Origin of the sequence: Streptomyces sp. NPDC002698 (assembly GCF_042888945.1) — a bacterium.
In the GTDB taxonomy this organism is placed as follows: Bacteria; Actinomycetota; Actinomycetes; order Streptomycetales; family Streptomycetaceae; genus Streptomyces.
The window spans coordinates 220,110-243,625 of record NZ_JBIAQM010000013.1; the positions used below are offsets into that span (position 1 = coordinate 220,110).

The following is a 23,516-nucleotide window of genomic DNA, read 5'->3' on the forward strand; positions in this document are numbered from 1 at the left end:
GCCCGGCGCGGCCGGCCGGCTATCCCGCCCCGCCCTGCGTTCGCCGGCCCTCTTCGACCGCGTTCACCAGGACCCGGGCGGCCACGCCGAGCAGCAGAAGGTTGGCCGTGATCTGTCCCGTGACAAGGATCCGGGCCGGCTCGCTGCGCGGGCTGATGTCGCCGAACCCGACCGTGCTGAACACGGTCATCGTGAAGTAGAGGGCGTCGGTCCTCGACATCGCCTCGCTGAAGCTGCCCGGTGCGCTGCGATCCAGCAGGTAGTCGGTCGTGGCGAAGAGCAGCAGGAACAGGGGAAGTACCGTCGCCAGCGCCGCCATGGCACGCAGCCTGGGACGCTCGGAACTCACGATCCCGCGCACATGCCACCCCATGAGCAGGGCCACCGCCACCAGCCCGCCGAGGAGCACGAGGACGGACGTCGCCGTGAAGGCCGAGTCCAGCGGCAGCAGGTAGTAGGCGGCGACCAGGGCGGCCGCGACAAGGACGCACCGCACCGTCGTGAGCACGACCGTCCGACGTCCGCTGCGCCGCTTCCTGTCCACGATCCCCTCTCGGACGCACCCGATGCCGTACGACCCCGGCCGGCTCCTGGACAGCCACTCTCCCCGAATGGTCCCGGTGCCGTACGGACGGCACACCACGAACTCACCGAAATGGCTCGTGCGGCCACGCCGCCCGCCCGGGAACAGACCGAGGAGATCCACCGATGAGTTCCGCCGGCCGCGCCGGTCTACCAGGACGTACACCCGTCGAAACCACCGCATGGAGACCCGCCATGACCGCTCCCGCACACCCCGGCCGCATGCTGTTCGTGAACATCCCCGTGTCCGACCTCGAGCGCAGCAAGGCGTTCTTCGCCGGGCTCGGGTTCGGCTTCAACCCGAAGTTCACCGACGAGAGCTCCGCCTGCATGCTGGTCGGCGAGGACGCCTTCGTCATGCTGCTCAGCCGCGAGAAGTTCGCGGAGTTCGCGAAACTGCCGATGGCCGATCCCACCACGCACACGCTGGCGCTGTACTGCTTCAGCGTGTCGTCCCGCGACGAGGTCGACACGGTCAGCGCCGCCGCGCTCGCGGCGGGCGGCTCCGAGGCGGACGGCGCCGAGGACTACGGCTTCATGTACTCACGCAGCTTCTACGACCTCGACGGCCACGGCTGGCAGGTCATGTGGATGGACCCGGCGGCGGCGGAGCAGGGCCCCGAGGAGTTCGCGGCCTCCGCGCAGGACGCCGACACCCCGGCCTGACCCACCGCGTTCCGCACGTGCGCGTCGTCGTGCGGCCGACCGCCACGCCGAGCCCCTCCCGGACGGGGAGGGGCTCGGTTTCCTGCCCGTCGGCGGGCCGGACCACCGTCCTACGGCAGGCCGGTCCAGGACCGGGCCTTCTCGCCCACCCCGCCACATCCTTGGATCCGGCAGGTGCGTGCGGCCTGGGGCGGGAGGTACGTCAGTAGCCGGTGCCGCGTTTGACCTGGGCCCGCTCGGTCCCATGGGTCGCACCCTTGTCGTCCAAAGTGCGACACGCGTCGTCGATGTCCTGGCCCAGGCGATCGATCTGCTCGCGGCTCAGCGTCTCCTTGACCAGGGCACGCATGATCTTCACCCGCTCCGCGTTGGGCGGGAGCGTGTACGCCGGCACCATCCAGCCGCGCTCGGCCGAGAGCTGCCAGGCCACGTCGGACTCGTCGTAGGCGTGCTTGCCCGCGAGACGGAAAGCGACCAGCGGCAGCTGTTCGAGGTCGCCGCCGATCACTTCGAAGCGACCGCCGCTCCGCAGGTTCTCCGCCAGCGCCTGGGCGTTCTCCTGCATCATCTTCATGACGTACGTGTAGCCCTGGCGACCGAGCCGGACGAAGTTGTAGTACTGCGCGAGCACCATCGAGGCACCGGTGGAGAAGTTCAGCGTGAACGTCGAGTCGGTCTTGCCCAAGTAGTTCTCCTCGAACACGAGGTCCTTGGGCAGATCTGACTCCTCGCGGAAGACCAGCCAGCCGATGCCGGGGTAGACCAGGCCGTACTTGTGTCCCGAGACGTTGATCGAACGGACCTGCTCGAGTCGGAAGTCCCATTTCGAGTCCGGGTAGAGGAAGGGCCACACGAACGCCCCGCTGGCTCCGTCGACGTGGATCGGGATATCGAGGTCCCGCTCCTTGCGGACGTCCCGCAGAAGCTTGTCGATCCCGACGACATCGTCCTTGTGGCCGGTGAACGTGGTGCCCAGGACGGCGACGACGCCGATCGTGTTCTCGTCGAGATGAGGCTCCACGTCCTCCGGTCCGATGGTGTACTTGCCCTCGGCGAGCGGCACGATCCGCGGCTCGACGTCGAAGTAGCGGCAGAACTTCTCCCACACGACGTGGACGTCCCCGCCGAAGACCAGGTTGGGGCGGTCGACCGACAGATTTGCCGCCTGGCGACGCTCCCGCCACTTCCACTTCAGCGACAGCGCACCGAGCATGATCGCCTCGGACGAGCCCTGGGTCCGGCATCCGGTCGTCCTGCCCGGCGCGTTGAAGAGGTCGGCGAGCATGCGCACGCAACGCTGCTCGATCTCGGCGGAAATCGGGTACTCCGCATGGTCGATGAAATTGCGGTGGAGATTCTCGGCGATCAGCCGTTGCGCCTCAGGCTCCATCCAAGTGGTGACAAACGTGGCGAGGTTGCGCTGCGGGTCACCCTCCATGGCGAGATCCACATCCACGAGCCTCATTGCATCCGTCGCAGCCATACCTTCCTCGGGGAAAGTCTCCGAGGGAGCGGGCACGGTCAGGAACCGGTTACCGAAAAGGACCGAATCGTCACGCTTGCTCATGCCGCGATTCAAACAGCGGCGGAGCCCGCCGCGACGGCGGACACGCCGCACCGGTGCGGCCGCGAACCAACCGCGGGCCCGGTCGGGACCTCCGCCGCCCGGCGGGACGACCGTGACCCCTTCGGCGGCCCGCGCGACCGTGCGGGCCGGGGTCGCGCGCGACCGCTGTCCGGTGCGCCGACCAGCTCCAGCGGTGTCGCGGGACCGCTCCCGGAGGCGCGACGTCAGTCGAGTCGCGGACGGCCCCGCGGAGACAGGCCGTGATCTCGCATGCGGTGCTGCATGCCGCTGGCGGTCACGGACAACCAGTGACGCAGGGTCAGCCCTTCCTCGCCGCGCCAAGCGGCTTCGGCGACGCTGTGGACGACCGTGCAGATCCAGCAGTCCCGCGCGGGGACGAAGGCGTTCGACGGCTGACCCGTGCGCGAGCACGGCGAGGTGGGATCGTCCGCGGCAGAGATGACGGGTCCTCCGGCTTTCCCGCGCCGGCGGGGCCATCGAGGACGACCGCGAAAAGAGAGGCGGCGGCTTCGACCCCGCCGACACGCGTATACGTCGTCGACAACGGGCCGAAGGTCTCGCCCACCCACGTCGCAACGACCGCGGGCCCAGCCACCGGGAACCCGAAACCGGGTTCCAGTGTGTCGACGACTGGTGTCTCAGGGCTACTCCCCTTCGCAAAGGTTCACCCTACACCGATCTGCGAACGTGCGACGGCCGGCCAACGCGGGCGCCGGACTCGCCACGCCGGTGGCCGACTACTACGCGCGCTGTCTTACGGCAGGCCGCCCACCGGGGCGGCCATCGCGGTCGCCTCGGCCTCGGTCTCCGGGGTCACGGGGGTGTCCGGGGTGCGGGGGCATCGGTTCGGAAGATCAATGCTTGAAGGCGCTCATGTCTCCGGGCTCGGTCTCCAGCCCCTCGCGGTCGAATTTCAGCATGAAGAGGAAGTACAGCCCGCCCGCGGCGAGCAGGCCGACCACGATCACGACGGAGACGAGCGCTTCCCGGGGTGCCACCAGGACGAACAGCGCCACGAGCGTCCACGCCAGCGCGCAGATCGCGACGGGGAGCTCGAAGCGCCCCAGGTCGAATGCGCCCTTCTTGCGATCCAGTCCTTTGCGCACCGCCAGGTAGAGGACGACCGTCGAGCCGTAGGTGAGCGCGGGGAGGATCGTCGACGCCGTGATCAGCTCCAGGAGTGCGGCACCCGGCAGGGCGACCATCAGGACGACCCCCAGGGTGAAGATCAGGACCGTCGCCGGGATCGGCGTCTGCGTGCGTGGGTTGACCCGTCGCATCAGCCGGTGGGCGGGGAAGCGCGAGTCCCGCGACATCGCGAAAATCATCCGCGAGCAAGCGACCATCACGACCATCCCGGCGCCGAAGAACGCGAAGGTGATCGCGACCAGCAGCACCTTCTCCATCACCGGACCGAGCTGATCGCGCATGATCGCCGCGACCGGTGAGCCGTCGGCGGTGACCTTGGGGATGTCATCGATCGCGACGGTGAGCGCGATCAGGAACAGCATGCCCAGCAATCCGGCCGCCACCACCGATCCCACGATCGCCCGCGGCACGCTGCGATGGGGGTCCTTGGCCTCCTCGGCCAGATTCGCCGCGGCGTCGAAGCCGACGAGCGTCGCGAGGCCCATGATCATCGCGAGCATCAGCCCGCCGCCGACGGCGAAGTAGTCGGGGGCGTTCTCGGTGACACCGCGCGAGACGAGATTGTCGGCCGCGCCGTCACCCGTGACCACCACGGCGATGGTGAGCGCGATCGCCACCACCACGACAAGCGCCAGTTCGATCCCTACAGCGCCCGTGTTGATCAGGCTGACGAGGCGTGTCGAGGCCACCGCGAGCAGGGCCTGGACGAGCAGCACCACGACCGTGATCAGGCGCGCGGTGCCCTCGTCCGGCTCGATGCCGGCGAGCGGCATGAACGCCTGGCTCGCCAGCGCGTTGTCGACCGCGACCACACCGATCGCCAGATAGCAGAAGGCCAGCCAGCCGAACCCCCAGCCGATCTTCGGGTTGGTCAACCGTGACGCCCATTGGTAGGAGGAGCCGCTGAGCGGGATACGGGCGGCGAGCTGCGCGACCACCAGCGCCACCAGGACCTGTCCCACCGCCGCGATGACCCAGAGCCAGATCCCGACCGGCCCCGCGGTCTGCAGTACGTCGTCGTAGGTCGCGAAGATACCGACGGCCACCGAGATGAACGCGAACGAGATCGCGAACACCTGAAAGGAGCCGAGCGTCCGTTTCAGCTCCTGCTGGTAGCCCCCGAGTTCCACGGAAGTCTCGACCCGCTCGCCCGCCTGAATTTCCGCCGGACCTTCCGCCACCTCAGCCACCTCAGCCACCACACCTTCCGTCGGGGCCGTCCGGCCATGCCCCTGCACGTTTCACGGCCAGTGCCCCATCTTCACCATCCGTGTCACGCCTTCTTCCTGTACGACACGTCAGGGAAGCCGCGCACCCGCGAGCGGAACACATATGCCGGGTACGCGTTCCACGTCCGGCTCAACCTGGTGCCCGTGCTCGGCGCGAGGAAGCCGCAGTCACAGCGGCCCGAAGGCCGCCGCCGTATGAATCCCCCCGTCACACCAACCGCAGCCGGGCGGTCGGCGGCGGGTATGGAAGACGATCCTGGTGGAGCCACAGAACTGGAACATCAAGGCGGGGCCTTCTCAAGGACCGGGAAACCGACAAGGCAGACCAGTAGGACCCACCACAAGAGCGGCTTCCGACAGGGAGCCCGGTCGCACTCATTCACGCACCGACGAACACCGACGAGCCCCCTTCCCAGTCAGGAAAGGGGGCTCGCAGGGTCATGCATGTCACGCAGAAGCCGATACGGGCCTCAGACCCACTCCACCTCGGAAACGATGTGCGGCGAAGCCTCAGGGCCCGGCAACGGCGTCCGAAGGGGTGCTGGCGGCGCTGGCGGGCGAGGGGGCGGGACGCCCGCTGCGGACAGGGCAGTCGTCACCCCGTCCTCGCCAGCCCCCGCCGGCGCCTCAATCACCCGATCGAGTGCCCGCTCACGTCAGTGGGAGTGACCGCTCGCGGCCGGCGTCGGACCCTCGTTCTTCACCGTCAGCGGCAGCAGCTTCTTGCCCGTCGGGCCGATCTGGATCTGGGTGTCCATCTGCGGGCAGACGCCACAGTCGAAGCACGGAGTCCAGCGGCAGTCCTCGACCTCTGTCTCGTCGAGGGAGTCCTGCCAGTCCTCCCAGAGCCAGTCCTTGTCGAGGCCCGAGTCCAGGTGGTCCCAGGGCAGGACCTCCTCATAGGTGCGCTCGCGGGTGGTGTACCAGTCGACGTCCACGCCGAAGGCGGGAAGGGTCTTGTCGGCGCAGCGCATCCAGCGGGCGTACGAGAAGTGCTCGCGCCAGCCGTCGAAGCGGCCGCCGTCCTCGTAGACGGCGCGGATGACGGAGCCGATGCGGCGGTCGCCGCGGGAGAGCAGGCCCTCGACGATGCCCGGCTTGCCGTCGTGGTAGCGGAAGCCGATCGAGCGGCCGTACTTCTTGTCGCCGCGGATCTTGTCGCGGAGCTTCGTGAGGCGGGCGTCCGTGTCCTCGGCGGAGAGCTGCGGCGCCCACTGGAAGGGGGTGTGCGGCTTGGGGACGAAACCGCCGATGGAGACCGTGCAGCGGATGTCGTTCTGGCCGGAGACCTTGCGGCCCTCGGCGATCACGTTCATCGCCATGTCGGCGATCTGCATGACGTCCTCGTCCGTCTCCGTCGGCAGGCCGCACATGAAGTACAGCTTCACCTGGCGCCAGCCGTTGCCGTAGGCGGTGGAGACGGTCCGGATCAGGTCCTCTTCCGAGACCATCTTGTTGATGACCTTGCGCATGCGCTCGGAGCCGCCCTCGGGGGCGAAGGTCAGGCCCGAACGCCGGCCGTTGCGGGTCAGCTCGTTGGCCAGGTCGACGTTGAAGGCGTCCACGCGGGTGGAGGGGAGGGACAGGCCGATCTTGTCCTCCTCGTACCGGTCGGCCAGGCCCTTGGCGATGTCGCCGATCTCCGAGTGGTCGGCGGAGGACAGGGAGAGCAGGCCGACCTCCTCGAAGCCCGTCGCCTTGAGGCCCTTCTCCACCATCTCGCCGATGCCCGTGATGGAACGCTCGCGCACCGGGCGGGTGATCATGCCCGCCTGGCAGAAGCGGCAGCCGCGCGTACAGCCGCGGAAGATCTCCACGGACATGCGCTCGTGGACCGTCTCGGCCAGGGGGACGAGGGGCTGCTTCGGGTAGGGCCACTCGTCCAGGTCCATGACCGTGTGCTTGGACACGCGCCACGGGACGCCCGACTTGTTGGGCACGACACGGGCGATCCGGCCGTCGGGGAGGTACTCGACGTCGTAGAAGGCGGGGATGTAGACGCTGCCCGTCTTCGCCAGGCGGAAGAGGACCTCCTCGCGGCCTCCGGGGCGGCCCTCCGCCTTCCAGGCGCGGATGATCTCCGTCATGTCGAGCACGGCCTGCTCGCCGTCGCCGATGATCGCCGCGTCGATGAAGTCGGCGATCGGCTCGGGGTTGAAGGCCGCGTGGCCGCCCGCGAGGACGATCGGGTCGTCGAGCGTGCGGTCCTTGGACTCCAGCGGGATGCCCGCCAGGTCGAGGGCGGTCAGCATGTTCGTGTAGCCCAGCTCCGTGGAGAAGGACAGGCCGAACACGTCGAAGGCCTTCACCGGGCGGTGGCTGTCCACGGTGAACTGCGGGACCCGGTGCTCGCGCATCAGCGCTTCGAGGTCCGGCCAGACGCTGTACGTGCGCTCGGCGAGGACGCCCTCGCGCTCGTTCAGCACCTCGTAGAGGATCATGACGCCCTGGTTGGGCAGGCCGACCTCGTAGGCGTCGGGGTACATCAGAGCCCAGCGGACGTCACAGGCGTCCCAGGGCTTGACCGTGGAATTGAGCTCTCCGCCGACGTACTGGATCGGCTTCTGCACATGCGGGAGCAGAGCTTCGAGCTGTGGGAAGACCGACACGGCGGTTTCGGCAGGCATCTCGCGAACCTTCGTGAGCTGATGGTGGGGGTGACCATCTAGCGTAACGCGACCGGAGGGACCCGCCGCACCGCCGGACCGGCACCGGGCGCCGGCTTCCCCGCCCACCCCCGCTCCGGCCTGCGGCGACGCGCTCAGACCGCCGCCTGTGCCTCGATCTTCTCCCAGGTCCCCGGCAGTGCCGCCTCGGCCTCGGCGGCGCGCTGCTCCTCACGGCCGTAGAGCACCCCGTACGTGAACGAGCTCTCCCCCGCCGCGTGGGCCAGGGCGGCCAGTTCCCGCAGGGCTTCCCTGGTCATCACGCTGTCCTGGTGGTCGCCGAGGAGGCTCTGCAGCGACTTCATCGACTTGACCAGGCCGGCGGCCGGTCCGCCCAGGGCCGGGGCCGCGGCCTCGGCGGCGTAGCGGGTGCGCTTGGCCTTCTTGCGGGCCTCGTGCATCGCGTGGTCGCGGTCGGCGCCCGGCGGCCGGTCGAGGGCCTGCTCGACGAGGTCGGAGACCTTTCCGAAGTCCTTGCGGACGGCTTTGGCGATCACCTTGGCGGGGTCGCCCCCGGCCCCCTTGAGCAGCGGCGGGTCGGCCACGAGCGCGTCGAGCGCGGTCAGCAGCGCGAGGTAGCGCTTCCCGTCCAGGACCGAGATCAGGCGGCGCCGGGAGCCGCCGTGGCGGGCGTGCGCCCAGGTGCGCAGCCGGGTGCGGACGGGTCCGGAGAGCAGGGTGCGGGGCAGTCGGCCGAGGGACTCGGTGAGCCGCTCGGTGAGGACTTCCTGGTCGCGGTCGACGCCGAGCTCGCCGGCCAGCCATTTCAGCTCGTCGCCGATCGGGTCGGTGACGGCGCGGTCGAGGATCTTCCCGTACGAGCGGAAGGTGCTGCGCATCCGGCGGGTGGCGACGCGCATGCTGTGGACGGAGTCGGGGAGGTCGCGGCGGACGGCGGGGTCGAGTTCGACGATGGCGTCGTACTGGGCGCGGAGGTAGGCCAGGACGTGGTCGCCCGCGGTGTCCGGGGCCTTTTGGGGGGCGGGCTTCTTAGCGCGCTTGCCGGTCGTGCTCAGCGCCTTCGCCAGTTTGGAGGACGAGGCGGAGCGGCTCAGGCCGGCCTTGCGGAGCTTCTTCTCGACCTTGTCGAGGAAGGCGGGGTCGCCGTCGTCGGCGAGTTCCACCTCGAGCTCGGTCCATTCGGCGGTGCCGTCGCCGCCGAGCCGGTCCGCGCGGACGCGGTCGAGGCTGACCTCGGCGAGCAGGGCGCCGGAGTCGTCGACGAGGTGGCGGATGTCACGAGCGGACCGCAGGCGTACGAGGGGGACGAGTTCGGCGTCGCGGACGCGGGACCGGACGAGGCCGGTGATGGCGCGGGGCACGGTGTCGGAGAGGGGGGCCCGGATCTCGTCGCGCACGCCCTCGGAGACGGGGAGTTTCAGGTGCCAGCCGGCGTCGTCGCCGCCGGTGCGGCGGCGCAGGGTGAGCGAGGCGGCGGCGAGTCGCTGGTCGGAGGTGTCGTAGTAGGTGGCGTCGAGTTCGGCGACACCTTTGTCGACGACGCGCGCGACGCCGGTGACGCCGCTCAGGTCCGGCATCTCGGTACCGCCGTCGGCCGCGGGACCTTCGTACTTGCGCTCGATCTCGCGCTTCGTGTCCGCCATGAACCGAATCTAGACGCGTTTGCGGGCTGTGGGCAGTACCCAATCGGCCCGGGCTTGGCCGGAGGTCGTCTTTTCCCGTTGGGCCGGGTGTCACCTCGCGTTCCACGAGGCGACACCCGGGGTCCGGCCGTGGGGCCCGCCGACGCTGCCCGCCGCTGCCGTCGGACAGGTCTCAGGCCGACATCGGGCGCTGCACCCTGATCGACTGGAGGAGCCCGATCGCGACCCAGACCGCGAACATGGAGGATCCTCCGTAGGACACGAACGGGAGTGGCAGACCGGCGACCGGCATGATCCCGAGGGTCATGCCGACGTTCTCGAACGACTGGAACGCGAACCAGGCGATGATCCCTGCGGCGACGATCGTGCCGTACAGCTCGGTCGTCTCGCGGGCGATGCGGCAGGCGCGCCACAGGATGACGCCGAGGAGCAGCAGGATCAGGCCCGCGCCCACGAAGCCCAGTTCCTCGCCCGCGACGGTGAAGACGAAGTCCGTCTGCTGCTCGGGGACGAACTGGCCGGTCGTCTGTGAGCCGTGGCCGAGGCCGGTGCCGAAGAGGCCGCCGGAACCGATGGCGATCCGGGCCTGGTTGGTGTTGTAGCCGACGCCCGCCGGGTCGAGTTCGGGGTTGGCGAAGGCCGCGAAGCGGTTGATCTGGTACTCGTCGAGGACCTGCAGCCGCCAGGCGGCGACCGCGCCGAGGGCGCCCGCGCCGATGAGGCCGAACACCCAGCGGTTGGAGGCGCCGGAGGAGAGCAGCACGCCGAGCACGATGACGACCGCGACCATGATCGTGCCGAGGTCGGGCATGAGCAGCACGATCGCCATGGGGACGGCCGCGAGCCCCAGTGCCTGCACCACCGTGCGGTGGTCGGGGTACTGCTTGTCGCCCGCGTCCACCCGGGTGGCCAGCAGCATCGCCATACCCAGGATGATCGTGATCTTGATGAACTCGGCGGGCTGGAGCGACAGGCCGCCGGCGACGAGCCAGTTGCGCTGGCCGTTGATGGTCTCGCCGAGCGGGGTCAGCACCAGCAGGATCAAGAAGACCGAGATGCCGTACAGGATCGGGACGGCCGTGCGCAGGGTGCGGTGGCCGAGCCAGATCGTGCCGACCATCAGGGCGAAGCCGATGCCGGTGTTCATCAGATGGCGGACGAGGAAGAAGTACGGGTCGCCCTGGTTGATCTCGGTGCGGTTGCGGGTCGCCGAGTAGACGAGGGCCGAGCCGATCGCCGAGAGCGCGACGGCCGACAGCAGTATCGGCCAGTCGAGCCTTCGGGTGATCGAGTCGCGGGCGAACAGCCGTGTCCAGCCCGCGCGCTCGGGTCCGTACCGGGAGACGGAGAAGTTGTTGGCTCCGGTCATGTCAGGATCCTCAGTGCCTTGGTCGCCGCCCTCGTCATGTCAGGATCCTCTTCCCCCGCCCCTTCGGCGGGCGGGCCGTACGCCGTCGGGTGACGCGGTTGGCGGTGTTGGGCGAGGCGGTGGTACCGGCGGGCAGGTCCGGGTCCGTGGTGCTCTCCTTGGGGGCCTGGCTGCGCTGCTGGTCCTTGGCCGGGTCCTTGGAGATGGCCGGGACCTCGATCGTGCCGTCGGTCTGGATCTTCGGCAGGCCCTTCTGCGGGGTGGGCAGGAGGGCGTTCTTCTTGTCGATGACGCCTTCGTCGGAGATGCCGTAGAGCGCGTTGTAGATCTTGCGCACCGCGGGGCCTGAGGCGCCGGAGCCCGTACCACCCTGGGAGATCGTCATGACGACCGAGTAGTCCTTGGTGTACGTGGCGAACCATGAGGTCGTCTGCTTGCCGTAGACCTCGGCCGTACCCGTCTTGGCGTGCATCGGGATCTTGTCCTGCGGCCAGCCGCCGAACCGCCAGGCGGCCGTACCGCGGGTCGCGACTCCCGCGAGGGCACCGTCTATCTCGTCGCGCGTCTTGCGCGACATCGGCAGCTTGCCGTTCGACTTGGGCTTGATCTGCTGGACGCTCGTGCCGTCGGCGCTGACGATGGCCTTGCCGACGGTCGGCTCGTAGAGCGTGCCACCGTTGGAGATGGCCGCGTAGATCGTCGCCATCTGGATCGGGGTGACGAGCGTGTCGCCCTGGCCGATCGAGTAGTTGACGGAGTCACCGGCACGCATGCGGTTGCCTTCGAGGCAGTTCTCGTACGCGATCTGCTGGGCGTACGAGCCGCCCTTCTTGCCGTACTTGCACCAGACGTCCTTGTTGGCCTTCCAGTAGTTCTCCTTCCACTGGCGGTCGGGGACGCGGCCGGTGACCTCGTTCGGGAGGTCGATGCCGGTCTCCTGGCCGAGACCGAACTGGTGGGCCGTCTTGTAGAACCAGTTCTTGGCGTTCTTCTTCGGCTTGATGCCGCCGTCCTTCTTCCACTCCTCGTGCGAGAGGCTGTAGAAGACGGTGTCGCAGGAGACCTCCAGAGCGCGGCCGAGGCTGATCGGGCCGTACCCCTTGGACTCGAAGTTCTTGAAGACCTGGCCGCCGATCGAGTACGAGCTGGCGCACTGGTAGGGGCCGTCGAAGGAGTAGCCGGCGTTGACCGCGGCGGCCGTCGGGACGACCTTGAAGATCGACCCGGGGGCCGACTGGCCCTGGATCGCGCGGTTCAGCAGCGGGTAGTTGGAGCTCTTGCTGGTGATCTTGGTGTAGTCCTTGCCGGAGATTCCGCCGACCCAGGCGTTCGGGTCGTACGACGGGTTGGACGCCATCGCGACGACCCGTCCCGTCTTGGTCTCCATGACGACGACCGCGCCGGAGTCCGCCTTGTAGTTCTGGTTCGTGTTCTTGTCGAACGCGGTGCGGGCGACCTTCATCGCGTCGTTCAGTTCGTACTCGGCGACGCGCTGGACGCGGGCGTCGATGCTGGTGACGAGGTTGGCTCCGGGTTCGGCCTTGTCGGCCTTGGCCTTGCCGATGACCCGGCCGAGGTTGTCGACCTCGTAGCGGGTGACGCCGGCCTTGCCGCGCAGGGCCTTGTCGTACTCGCGCTCCAGGCCGGAGCGGCCGACCTGGTCGGAGCGGAGGTAGGGCGAGTCGGTGTCCTTGGCCTTGGTGATCTCGTCGTCGGTGACGGGCGAGAGGTAGCCGAGCACCTGCGCGGTGTTGGCCTTGCCGGGGGCGGCGTAACGGCGCACGGCCTCCGGCTCGGCGGTGATGCCGGGGAAGTCCTCGGAGCGCTCGCGGATCTGGAGGGCCTGGCGCGCGGTGGCCTTGTCGGTGATGGGGATCGGCTGGTAGGGCGAGCCGTTCCAGCACGGCTGCGGCGTCTTGGCGTCGCAGAGGCGGACCTTCTGGATGACGTCCTTGGGCTTGAGGCCGAGGACGCCGGCGAGCTTGGTGAGGACGGCCTTGCCGTCGTCCGCCATCTTCATCAGGTCGGTGCGCGAGGCGGAGACCACGAGCCGGGTCTCGTTGTCGGCGAGCGGGACGCCCCGGGCATCGAGGATCGAGCCGCGTACGGCGGGCTGGACGACCTGCTGGACGTGGTTGCCGGAGGCTTCCTTGGCGTATTCGTCGCCGTTGCGGATCTGGAGGAACCAGAGGCGTCCGCCGAGGGTGCCCAGGAGGGAGAGTACGAGGATCTGGATGACGACGAGCCGGATCTGGACCCGTGGGGTCCGGCCGGTCTCGGGAATGTTGGTCATGGGCGCGGCCCATCCGCTGGAAGGGTGGTGGTGGGCGACGGGTGGGCGTTGGTCACTGCTGCTGCCTCCCCCTCTCAGTGCGTGTACGAGTCATACGAGTCATACGAGTACACGGCGAACCTGTGCGCGGTGACCTGGCGGCCGGTCACGTCACGTGCCGTCCGGGGCGCTTGGGCTCTTCGCCGGGCGGGGCGCGTCGCTGTCGTCACAGTCGCTTGACCCCCTTGATGCGTCCGGCACGGGCGACGCGGGCCTTGGCGGCCTTCACGCGCAGTCCGCCGCGCTGGCTGCCGATGCGCAGGCCGGTGCCGGAGGACAGCCAGCCCGAGGAGACGTCGGCCGTCTTGGAGGCCGAACCGCCGTCGGCGAGCGGATCGTTCTCGGCCCGCCGGGCCAGCGCCATCAGCACCGGCACGACGAAGGGCGCGAGCAGCAGGTCGTAGAGGGCGGCCGTGACGAGCAGGCTGCTGAGTCCGACGTGGCGGGCGGCGGTGTCGCCGACGAGCGCGCCGACGCCCGCGTAGAGCACGGTGGAGCCGATCGCGGCGGCGACGACCACGATCATGGGTCCGGTGGCCGACTTGAGCCTGCCGTTCTCGGGCTTGGCGAGGCCGACGAGATAGCCGACGACGCAGAGCACGAGGGCGTAGCGTCCGGCGGCGTGGTCGGCGGGCGGGGCGAGGTCGGAGAGCAGACCCGCGCCGAAGCCGATGAGCGCGCCGCCGACATGGCCGTAGACCAGGGCGAGGGCGAGCACGGTCAGCAGCACCAGGTCGGGGACGGCGCCCGGGAGATGGAGCCGGGCCAGGACGCTCACCTGGATCACCAGGGCGACGACCACCAGGGTGACGGAGAGCAGCATCCGGTTGAAACGCATGGGATTCGGCTCCTCCTGCTACTGCTGCTGGCCGGGGTCGATGGCGCTCGCCGAGGGGGTGACCGTCACGGTCACGGTCGGCGTGGGCGTCGGTTTGGGTTTGGGTGGCAGCACGGTGTCGCGCGGGTCGCTCTTGGGGGCCGCGACGACGACGCCGACGATGTCGAGCTTGGTAAACGAGACGAAGGGCGTCACGTAGATCGTGCGGGTCAGGTCGCCGCCGGAGGGGTCGACCCGGGAGACGACGCCGACGGGGACGCCGGGCACGAACGGCTTGTCGGACTGCGAGCCGAAGGTGACCAGCCGGTCGCCCTTCCTGATCTTCGCCTTGGCGTTGAGGAGTTCGACGCGCAGCGGGCGGTCGCCCTGCCCCGAGGCGAAGCCGAGTTCGTCGGTCGACTCCATGCGGGTGCCGACGGTGAAGTCGGGGTCGTTGGCGAGGAGCACGGTCGCGGTGTCGGGGCCGACGGTGGTGACCCGGCCGACCAGTCCGTCGCCGTTCAGGACGGTCATGTCGCGCTGGATGCCGTCGTTGGCGCCGACGTCGATGGTGACGGTCCAGGAGAAGCCCTGGGCCGCCCCTATGGCGATCACTTCGGCGCCCTTGATGCCGTACTGGCCCTCGCCCGCCACCTTGATCATCTTGTCGAGCTGCTTGAGGCGGCTGCGGTTGCGGTCGTCGCTGCCGAGCTTCGCCTTCAACGCCGCGTTGTCGTGCTCCAGTTGGGCTACGCGACCGTGACGCTCGCCCGAGTCGCGGACCGCGGAGATCGCGTTGCCGACGGGGTCGACCGCGGACGCCACCCCGTTCTCGATCGGGCCGAAGACCGTCGCGGCGGCCTGGCGGGCACCGTCGACCGGTGAGTCCTGCCCGCCGCGGATGTCCACCGTGATCAGTGCGAACGCGATGGCGATCAGCAGCACCAGGAGCAGCCGGCTCTCTCGTGTGTCCCTCACGTGCGGCGGCCGTGCCTTCCTCGTCGTATTGGGTCAACAGGGGCGCGCCCCGGGCGAAAAGGATGCCCACGGGTGCGATGAGGCTGGGGTGGGGGGTGTGACGGGGTGGCTGTTATGGGGGAGGTTATGACTCTATGTCGCAGGAGTTTATGCCTCCATACCAACGATCCGCCGCACGAGAAGGGCTGATCTCGTACGGCGGCATCGAAGTGTTACCTCATCTGCGGGGCTGGGCGTCCAGGACCTGCTGGAGCGCCTCGAACTCCTCGACACACTTGCCGGAGCCGAGCGCCACGCTGTCGAGCGGGTCCTCCGCGATGTGGATCGGCATGCCGGTCTCACGTCGCAGCCGCTCGTCCAGGCCGCGCAGCAGGGCTCCGCCACCGGTCAGGACGATGCCCCGGTCCATCACGTCGCCGGAGAGCTCGGGCGGGCACTTGTCGAGCGTGGTCTTCACGGCGTCGACGATCGCGTTGACCGGCTCCTCGATCGCCTTGCGGACCTCCGACGCCGAGATGACGACCGTCTTGGGCAGTCCGGAGACCAGGTCCCGGCCGCGGATCTCGGTGTGCTCCTCGGTGTCGAGGTCGTACGCCGAACCGATCGTGAGCTTGATCTGCTCGGCCGTCCGCTCACCGAGAAGGAGGCTGTACTCCTTCTTGATGTACTGGATGATCGCGTTGTCCAGCTCGTCGCCCGCGACGCGGATGGACTGGGCGGTGACGATGCCGCCGAGCGAGATGACCGCGACCTCCGTGGTGCCGCCGCCGATGTCCACCACCATGTTGCCCGTGGCCTCGTGGACCGGCAGGCCGGCGCCGATGGCCGCGGCCATGGGCTCCTCGATGATGTGCACCTGGCGGGCGCCGGCCTGGGACGACGCCTCGATGACGGCACGGCGCTCGACGCCCGTGATGCCGGAGGGCACACAGACGACGACACGGGGGCGGGCGAGATAGCGCCGCTTGTGGATCTTCAGGATGAAGTAGCGGAGCATGCGCTCGGTGATCTCGAAGTCGGCGATGACGCCGTCCTTCAGCGGGCGCACGGCAACGATGTTGCCCGGCGTCCGCCCGATCATCTTCTTGGCTTCCGCGCCCACCGCGAGGATCCCGCCGGTGTTGGTGTTGATCGCGACGACGGACGGCTCGTTGAGTACGATCCCTCGGCCCCTGACGTACACCAGCGTGTTGGCGGTCCCGAGGTCGACAGCCATGTCACGGCCGATGAACGACATTGAGTTCCCCATCAGGATTCGTCTGGCCTTCCCAAAGCGAACGTTGACGGCTTTTTAGGGACGGCGCGAGGTTGGTGCAGCGACGTGAACGCTTCCATCGTAGACGCGCCTGCACGAACACTGCGCGAGGGTCTTGGCCATTGTCGGCAGATGGCGGAGCGACTCGCTTGTGGAGACGCGCCATCGGGGTCACGCGTTCCCTCGATCAGCGCGCATATGCCACAGGACGGCCGGATTTTTCACGGCCGTCCCAGGTCAGACTGCCGTGGCCGCACTGACGCAGTCTCAGAAAAATCTTTGAAAAATGCACTGCCCGGTGTGCTCCGGAGATCGCCCGGACGGCCTCGGCGAGGCCGTCCGTGATCTCGGCGAGGCCGTCCGTACGCGAGACCGTGACCGTCCGTGCACGCGGACGCCCCACGGAGCCGCCGTCCGTACGCTCAGGCGCGGCCGGGGAAGAAGATCTTCACCTCGCGCTCGGCGGACTCCTCGGAGTCGGAGGCGTGGATCAGGTTCTCGCGGACGATCACGCCGAAGTCACCGCGGATGGAACCGGGGGCGGCGGCGATCGGGTCGGTCGGGCCGGCCAGGGCGCGCACGCCCTCGATGACCCGCTCGCCCTCGACGATCAGGGCCACGACCGGGCCGGAGGCCATGAACTCCACCAGCGGCTCGTAGAAGGGCTTGCCCTTGTGCTCGCCGTAGTGCTGCTCCAGCGTGTCCTGGTCCAGGGTCCGCAGCTCCAGCGCGGTGATCTGCCAGCCGGCCTTGCGCTCGATACGGCTGATGATCTCGCCGGTCAGGCCGCGACGGACGGCGTCGGGCTTGAGGAGGACGAGGGTGCGCTGGCTCACGGGAAAGCTCCTTCGGGTCACACGGGTGCGGATGACCGAGGCTACAGGGCGTGTCCTGGTGGCTGTCACACACTGTCAGGTGCTACGGGCCCACGCCTCCGTCCGCCGGTGCCGCGCGCCCGCGCGCCCCACGGCCGGTACCACGGCCCCTCACGGGGCGGCGCGGGCTCCTCCCTGCGCCACCGGGTACGGGCGGGTGCCCGCGAGCCGGTGACGGAGGGACAGGAGCGGAGGGGCAGGAGCGGGGACGGCTCGCCGCCGGCACCCGCCCGCGCCCGGCTACGCCGGGTTGCCGCCCGGCTCGCCCTGCGCCGGGCCCTGCGCCTGCGCGGCGAACCTGGCCTTGGCCTCGTCGATCTTCCGGCCGTAGTGGACGGAGGCCCACCACAGGGCGGCGAAGGCCGCGCCGAGGATGAACATCGAGGGCACGACGAACCCGCCGGCGATCAGCAGGATCTGGAGCGCCCAGCCGAGCTGGACACCGCCGGGCCGCGTGATCATGCCGCACAGCAGCACGCTCAGCGCCATCAGGACCCCGCAGACCGTCCAGACCGTGGCCGTGGACAGATCGGGTTCCTTCATGGCGACGAGACCGGCGAAGCCGATGACGAAGAACTCGCCGATCAGCGTGGAAGCACAGAGCGTACGCACGAGAGTCAGCCCCTCCCCAGGAGCAGTCGGACCTCGCCGACCGTGATGACGGATCCGGTGACCAGGACGCCCCCGCCCGCGTACTCGCCCTCTTCCTCGGCGAGCGTGATCGCGGCCTCCAGGGCGTCGTCGAGCCGCGGTTCGACCTGCACGCGGTCCTCGCCGAAGACCTCGACGGCGATCCCGGCGAGCTCGTCCGCGTCCATCGCGCGATGGCTGGAGTTCTGGGTGACGACGACCTCGGCGAAGATCGGCTCGAAGGCCTCGAGCAGCCCCCGTACGTTCTTGTCGCCGCTCGCGCCGACGACGCCGATCAGCCGGCTGAAGTCGAAGACCTCGCTCACCGCCTCGGCGGTGGCGCGGGCACCCGCGGGGTTGTGCGCGGCGTCGAGCACCACGGTGGGCGAGCGGCGCACGATCTCCAGGCGGCCCGGAGAGGTCACCGAGGCGAACGCCTTGCGCACGGTGTCGATGTCGAGCCGCTGGGCGTGCGCCGAGCCGACGCCGAAGAACGCCTCGACCGCGGCGAGCGCCACGGCCGCGTTGTGCGCCTGGTAGGCGCCGTGCAGCGGCAGGAAGACCTCTTCGTACTCGCCGCCCAGACCGCGCAGCGTGAGCAGCTGCCCGCCGACCGCGATCTGGCGCCCCACGACACCGAATTCGAGGCCCTCGCGGGCCACCGTCGCGTCGACCTCGACAGCCTTCTTCAGCAGCACCTGGGCCGCGTCGACCGGCTGCTGCGCCAGGATGACGGTGGCGTCCTGCTTGACGATGCCCGCCTTCTCGGTGGCGATCTCGCCGGGTGTCCCGCCGAGCCGGTCGGTGTGGTCGAGGTCGATGGGGGTCACCACGGCGACGTCCCCGTCGATGACGTTCGTGGCGTCCCAGCTGCCGCCCATGCCGACCTCGACGACGGCGACGTCCACGGGCGCGTCGGCGAAGGCGGCGTACGCCATGCCGGTCAGCACCTCGAAGAACGACAGCCGGTACTCCTGCTGCCCGTCGACCATCTCGACGTAGGGCTTGATGTCGTTGTACGTCTCGACGAACCGCTCGGCGGGGATCGGCGCCCCGTCCAGGCTGATCCGCTCGGTGATCGACTGCACGTGGGGGCTGGTGTAGCGGCCGGTGCGCAGGTCGAAGGCGCCGAGCAGCGCCTCGATCATGCGGGCGGTGGAGGTCTTGCCGTTGGTGCCCGTGATGTGGATCGAGGGGTACGCGCGCTGCGGCTCGCCGAGGATGTCCATCAGCGCCGCGATCCTGCTGACGGAGGGCTCCAGCTTGGTCTCGCCCCAGCGGGTGGCGAGCTCGGCCTCCACCTCGCGCAGCGCCTTGTCGACCTCGGGGTCGGAAGGACGCCCGGGCACATCGGCCTGCGGGTCGCCACCGCCCTGGGTGCGCAGGGTACGGCTGCCGGCCTCGATCACCGCGAGGTCGGGGTCGCGGTCGGTCTCGGCCTCGACGATCTCCTCGAAGAGACCGAGCGGATCACGCTCCGAGTCGTCGGACGCGCTGCTGTCGTGCGGGGGGAGGTCGCTCACGGGGCCAGTCTACGGAGACGGCGGGGTGTGGGGGCGTGTGGGGCCGCATGGGGGTTTTCGCCCCCTCCGCCCCTACCCGTCCCGTACCCGGGGCTCCGCCCCGGACCCCGCTCCTCGATCGCCGGAGGGGCTGAGTTTTCCTGTCCGGCGCCGGAAAGTTTCAGCCCGTCCGGCGCTTGAGGACGAGGCCGTCAGGCCGAAGCGGGGGGCTGGGGGCGGCAGCCCCCAGGTGCGGGACGGGCAGGGGCGGAGGGGGCGAAAGAAAGTCGGCCCGGCACGGCGGAAGGCCCCCGGAACCGGATGGTTTCGGGGGCCTTCGCCAACGCAGGGGCGAGCCGCTACGCCTCGGGCAGGCGCTCCAGCTGCGCCTGGATGCGGGCGATGTCCTCGTCCGCCTTGGCGAGCCGTCCGCGGATCTTCTCCACGACGTTGTCCGGGGCCTTGGCGAGGAACGCCTCGTTGCCGAGCTTGGCGTTGGCCTGGGCCTTCTCCTTCTCGGCGGCGGCGAGGTCCTTGGCCAGACGCTTGCGCTCCGCGGCGACGTCGATCGTGCCCGACAGGTCGAGCGTGACCGTGGCACCCGCCACCGGCAGGGTCGCGGTGGCCGAGAAGCTCTCGCCCTCCGGCTGGAGGCGCAGGAGCTGGCGGATGGCCGCCTCGTGCGGGGCCAGCGCGGTCCCGTCGAGGGTCAGCCGGGCCGGGACCCGCTGGCCCGGCTGGAGGCCCTGGTCGGCGCGGAAGCGGCGGACCTCCGTGATGACCTGCTGGAGCTTCTCGATCTCCCGCTCGGCGGCCTCGTCCCGGAAGCCGCTGTCCTTCGGCCACTCCGCGACGACGACCGACTCGCCGCCCGTGAGGGTGGTCCAGAGGGTCTCCGTCACGAACGGGACGATCGGGTGGAGCAGGCGCAGGGTCACGTCCAGGACCTCGCCGAGGACCCGGCCGGAGACCTTCGCGGGCTCGCCGCCCGCCATGAACGTCGTCTTGGACAGCTCGACGTACCAGTCGAAGACCTCGTCCCACGCGAAGTGGAACAGCGCGTCCGACAGCTTGGCGAACTGGAAGTCGTCGTACAGGGCGTCGACTTCGGCGACCGTGGCGTTCAGCCGGGACAGGATCCAGCGGTCGGTGGCCGACAGCTCCTCGGCGGGCGGGAGGTCGCCCTCGACCGTCGCGCCGTTCATCAGCGCGAAGCGGGTGGCGTTCCAGATCTTGTTGGCGAAGTTGCGCGAGCCCTGGACCCAGTCCTCGCCGATCGGCACGTCGACACCGGGGTTGGCGCCGCGCGCGAGCGTGAACCGCAGTGCGTCACTGCCGTACTTGTCCATCCAGTCCAGCGGGTTGACCGCGTTCCCGAAGGACTTGGACATCTTCTTGCCGAACTGGTCGCGGACCATGCCGTGCAGGGCGATGGTGTGGAACGGCGGGGTGCCGTCCATCGCGTACAGGCCGAACATCATCATCCGGGCGACCCAGAAGAAGAGGATGTCGTAGCCGGTGACCAGGACGGAGTTCGGGTAGAACTTCGCGAGGCTCTCGGTCTGTTCGGGCCAGCCGAGCGTGGAGAACGGCCACAGGCCGGAGGAGAACCAGGTGTCGAGGACGTCGGTGTCCTGGTGCCAGCCCTCGCCCGTCGGGGCCTCGTCGTCGGGACCGACGCAGACGATCTCGCCGTTCGGCCCGTACCAGACCGGGATCCGGTGACCCCACCACAACTGCCGCGAGATGCACCAGTCGTGGAGGTTGTCGACCCAGTCGAAGTACCGCTTCTCCATCTCCTGCGGGTGGATCTTGACGCGGCCGTCGCGGACGGCGTCGCCCGCGGCCTTCGCGAGCGGGCCGACCTTGACCCACCACTGCATGGACAGCCGCGGCTCGATCGTGGTCTTGCAGCGCGAGCAGTGGCCGACGGAGTGGCTGTAGGGCCGCTTCTCGGCGACGATCCGGCCTTCGGCGCGCAGGGCGGCGACGATGGCGGAACGGGCCTCGAGACGGTCCAGGCCCTGGAAGGGACCGGGGACCGTGATGATCGCGTGCTCGTCCATGACGGCGATGTTGGGCAGGTTGTGGCGCTGCCCGATCTCGAAGTCGTTCGGGTCATGAGCGGGCGTCACCTTGACGGCGCCGGTGCCGAACTCGGGGTCGACGTGCTCGTCCGCGACGACCGGGATGGAACGGTCGGTCAGCGGCAGCCTGATGAGCTTGCCGACGAGGTGCTTGTACCGCTCGTCGCCCGGGTGGACGGCGACGGCGGTGTCACCGAGCATCGTCTCGGCACGGGTGGTGGCGACGACGATGGAGTCGTCCCCCTCCCCGTACTTCATGGAGACGAGCTCGCCCTCGTCGTCCTGGTACTCGACCTCGATGTCGGAGATGGCCGTGAGACAGCGCGGGCACCAGTTGATGATGCGCTCGGCACGGTAGATCAGCTCGTCGTCGTAGAGCTTCTTGAAGATGGTCTGGACGGACTGGGACAGCCCCTCGTCCATCGTGAAGCGCTCGCGCGACCAGGCGACACCGTCGCCGAGGCGGCGCATCTGCCCGGAGATCTGCCCGCCGGACTCGGCCTTCCACTGCCAGACGCGCTCGACGAACGCCTCCCGGCCGAGGTCGTGCCGCGACTTGCCCTCCTTGCCCAGCTCGCGCTCGACGACGTTCTGCGTGGCGATGCCGGCGTGGTCCATGCCCGGCTGCCACAGCGTCTCGAAGCCCTGCATGCGCTTGCGGCGGGTGAGGGCGTCGATGAGGGTGTGCTCGAAGGCGTGGCCGAGGTGCAGGCTGCCCGTGACGTTCGGCGGCGGGATGACCACCGTGAACGGAGGCTTGTCGCTCTTCGCGTCCGCCTCGAAGTAGCCGCGCTCCACCCAGCGCTCGTACAGCGGCCGCTCTACATCGGCCGGCGCGTACTGGGTCGGCAGTTCGGTGTTGGGCTCTGATGGCTGCTGCTGAGCGTTCTCGGTCACGGGATCAGTTTAGGGGCGTCACGCCCGTGTCCCGAAACGGGATTACTTCGTAACGGTGCACCCCCTGCGGACTTGGTTGTCCGACCTGTGCGTCAGGATGTCAGGAACACATAAGGCATCTGGAGGGGAACCCAGAAATGAGCTACAACCAGCCGGGCCCGTACGGCGGGCAGCCCCAGCAGCCCGGACCCTACGGTCAGCCGGGCGGCCAGCCGGGCCCTTACGGCCAGCAGCCGCCGGCTTCCCAGCCCGGCTACGGCTACCCCCAGCAGGCTCCCCCGGCGCAGCCCGGCTACGGCTACCCGCCGCAGGCTCCCGGTGTCCCGCCGCAGACTCCCCCGTACGGCCAGCAGCCCGCCTACGGGCAGCAGCCTCCCTACGGCACGGTCCCGATGCCGCCCGAGCCGTCCGGCGGCAAGAAGAAGACGGCTCTGATCATCGGTGGCGTGGCCGTGGTGGCGGCCATCGCGGTGGGCGCGTACCTCATGTTCGGCGGCAGCAGCAGCGGCGCCGACGTGGCCGACGACGGCCCGCACAAGCTGACGACGCCCGCCTCTGTCCTCGGTGGCGACTACAAGAAGTCCACCGACAGCAGCGACAGCGGTGGCGGCATGACCAAGGACGACCTGAAGGACGCCGAGGGCTGGGGCGTGAAGAGCCCCAAGGACGTCAACGCGGCCTACCAGTCGGGCGACAAGAGCAACCCGCTGGCGATGAAGCAGATCTCGTTCGGCGGTGTCTGGGGAACCATCGACGACCCGGAGAAGGCCGTCGACAGCATGTTCGCCGACATGAAGAAGAACCAGGAGAAGGAAGGCACCAAGGACGGCGAGCTCATCGGCAGCCCGAAGGCGTACACGCCGAGCGCGCTCGACGGTGCCGTCCTCAAGTGCCAGGAGATCAAGGTCAAGAACGACTCGTCGAGCACGGGTGCCGCCGGGCCGAAGGAGTTCACGATGCCGGTCTGCATCTGGGGCGACCACAGCACGCTGGGGTTCGTGATGCCGATCGACTTCGCGAGCATGATGGCCGGCAAGGGCAGCACGCCCGAGGCCGCGGCCGAGATCGCCGCGAAGCTCCGCAAGGACGTGCGGCAGAAGGTCTGACGTCGCCCGCGGCAGGGCTCGACTCGTGGGGCGCGGCCATCGGGCCGGGCCCCACGCGGGCGTCGTACCGCTCCGGGTGAGCCACCCGGACGGGGGGGGGGGGGGGGGGGGGGGGGGGGGGGGGGGGGGGGGGGGGGGGGGGGGGGGGGGGGGGGGGGGGGGGGGGGGGGGGGGGGGGGGGGGG

Annotated in this window: 16 protein-coding genes; 2 read left to right on the top strand and 14 right to left on the bottom strand. The window is 69.6% G+C overall.

Annotation, left to right across the window (positions count from 1 at the left end; all coding sequences use genetic code 11):
- Positions 1 to 19: 19 nt before the first annotated feature.
- Entirely contained in the window at positions 20 to 544 is a 525-nt protein-coding gene (locus ACFYW9_RS20715) for a potassium channel family protein (protein WP_389152136.1), read from the bottom strand.
- Between the two features lie 233 nt (positions 545 to 777).
- On the opposite strand from ACFYW9_RS20715, the gene ACFYW9_RS20720 reads away from it, so the two are divergent.
- On the top strand, positions 778 to 1,248 hold the full coding sequence (locus ACFYW9_RS20720; protein WP_351862990.1) for a VOC family protein: 471 nt from the start codon (positions 778 to 780) through the stop codon (positions 1,246 to 1,248).
- 202 nt (positions 1,249 to 1,450) lie between these two features.
- Here the strand turns inward: ACFYW9_RS20720 and ACFYW9_RS20725 are convergent, their stop codons facing one another.
- From ACFYW9_RS20725 to ACFYW9_RS20785, 13 genes are all read right to left on the bottom strand, one after another.
- Positions 1,451 to 2,815, bottom strand: a complete 1,365-nt coding sequence (locus ACFYW9_RS20725) for a glutamate decarboxylase (RefSeq protein WP_389152140.1) — start codon at positions 2,813 to 2,815, stop codon at positions 1,451 to 1,453.
- Between the two features lie 875 nt (positions 2,816 to 3,690).
- Positions 3,691 to 5,184, bottom strand: a complete 1,494-nt coding sequence (locus tag ACFYW9_RS20730) for an APC family permease (RefSeq protein ID WP_389152143.1) — start codon at positions 5,182 to 5,184, stop codon at positions 3,691 to 3,693.
- A 686-nt stretch (positions 5,185 to 5,870) separates the two neighbouring features.
- A complete protein-coding gene (locus tag ACFYW9_RS20735; RefSeq protein WP_389152148.1) occupies positions 5,871 to 7,841 on the bottom strand; it encodes a TIGR03960 family B12-binding radical SAM protein in 1,971 nt (656 codons plus the stop codon).
- A gap of 134 nt (positions 7,842 to 7,975) precedes the next feature.
- Positions 7,976 to 9,484 (bottom strand): CHAD domain-containing protein, encoded by a 1,509-nt coding sequence (locus ACFYW9_RS20740; protein ID WP_389152151.1) that lies wholly within the window; start codon positions 9,482 to 9,484, stop codon positions 7,976 to 7,978.
- Between the two features lie 172 nt (positions 9,485 to 9,656).
- Positions 9,657 to 10,853: a rod shape-determining protein RodA gene (rodA, locus tag ACFYW9_RS20745; RefSeq protein WP_389152154.1), complete on the bottom strand. Its 1,197-nt coding sequence runs from the start codon at positions 10,851 to 10,853 to the stop codon at positions 9,657 to 9,659.
- Positions 10,854 to 10,887: 34 nt separating this feature from the next.
- The gene (gene mrdA, locus ACFYW9_RS20750) at positions 10,888 to 13,146 is read right to left on the bottom strand and encodes a penicillin-binding protein 2 (RefSeq protein ID WP_389152157.1); all 2,259 of its coding nucleotides are present in this window, start codon (positions 13,144 to 13,146) and stop codon (positions 10,888 to 10,890) included.
- A 205-nt stretch (positions 13,147 to 13,351) separates the two neighbouring features.
- The gene (mreD, locus tag ACFYW9_RS20755) at positions 13,352 to 14,023 is read right to left on the bottom strand and encodes a rod shape-determining protein MreD (RefSeq protein ID WP_389152160.1); all 672 of its coding nucleotides are present in this window, start codon (positions 14,021 to 14,023) and stop codon (positions 13,352 to 13,354) included.
- A gap of 18 nt (positions 14,024 to 14,041) precedes the next feature.
- The gene (mreC, locus tag ACFYW9_RS20760) at positions 14,042 to 14,980 is read right to left on the bottom strand and encodes a rod shape-determining protein MreC (RefSeq protein ID WP_389152163.1); all 939 of its coding nucleotides are present in this window, start codon (positions 14,978 to 14,980) and stop codon (positions 14,042 to 14,044) included.
- A gap of 217 nt (positions 14,981 to 15,197) precedes the next feature.
- Positions 15,198 to 16,217 (bottom strand): rod shape-determining protein, encoded by a 1,020-nt coding sequence (locus ACFYW9_RS20765; RefSeq protein WP_328669105.1) that lies wholly within the window; start codon positions 16,215 to 16,217, stop codon positions 15,198 to 15,200.
- Between the two features lie 440 nt (positions 16,218 to 16,657).
- Positions 16,658 to 17,071 (bottom strand): nucleoside-diphosphate kinase, encoded by a 414-nt coding sequence (ndk, locus tag ACFYW9_RS20770; protein WP_059205347.1) that lies wholly within the window; start codon positions 17,069 to 17,071, stop codon positions 16,658 to 16,660.
- Between the two features lie 279 nt (positions 17,072 to 17,350).
- Entirely contained in the window at positions 17,351 to 17,722 is a 372-nt protein-coding gene (locus ACFYW9_RS20775; RefSeq protein WP_326787797.1) for a DUF4233 domain-containing protein, read from the bottom strand.
- 5 nt (positions 17,723 to 17,727) lie between these two features.
- A complete protein-coding gene (locus tag ACFYW9_RS20780) occupies positions 17,728 to 19,263 on the bottom strand; it encodes a folylpolyglutamate synthase/dihydrofolate synthase family protein (protein ID WP_351862981.1) in 1,536 nt (511 codons plus the stop codon).
- A gap of 338 nt (positions 19,264 to 19,601) precedes the next feature.
- A complete protein-coding gene (locus tag ACFYW9_RS20785) occupies positions 19,602 to 22,226 on the bottom strand; it encodes a valine--tRNA ligase (protein ID WP_389152170.1) in 2,625 nt (874 codons plus the stop codon).
- A gap of 137 nt (positions 22,227 to 22,363) precedes the next feature.
- Here ACFYW9_RS20785 and ACFYW9_RS20790 point away from each other — a divergent pair, with 137 nt between their 5' ends.
- On the top strand, positions 22,364 to 23,332 hold the full coding sequence (locus ACFYW9_RS20790) for a hypothetical protein (protein WP_351862979.1): 969 nt from the start codon (positions 22,364 to 22,366) through the stop codon (positions 23,330 to 23,332).
- The last annotated feature ends 184 nt before the right edge of the window (positions 23,333 to 23,516 follow it).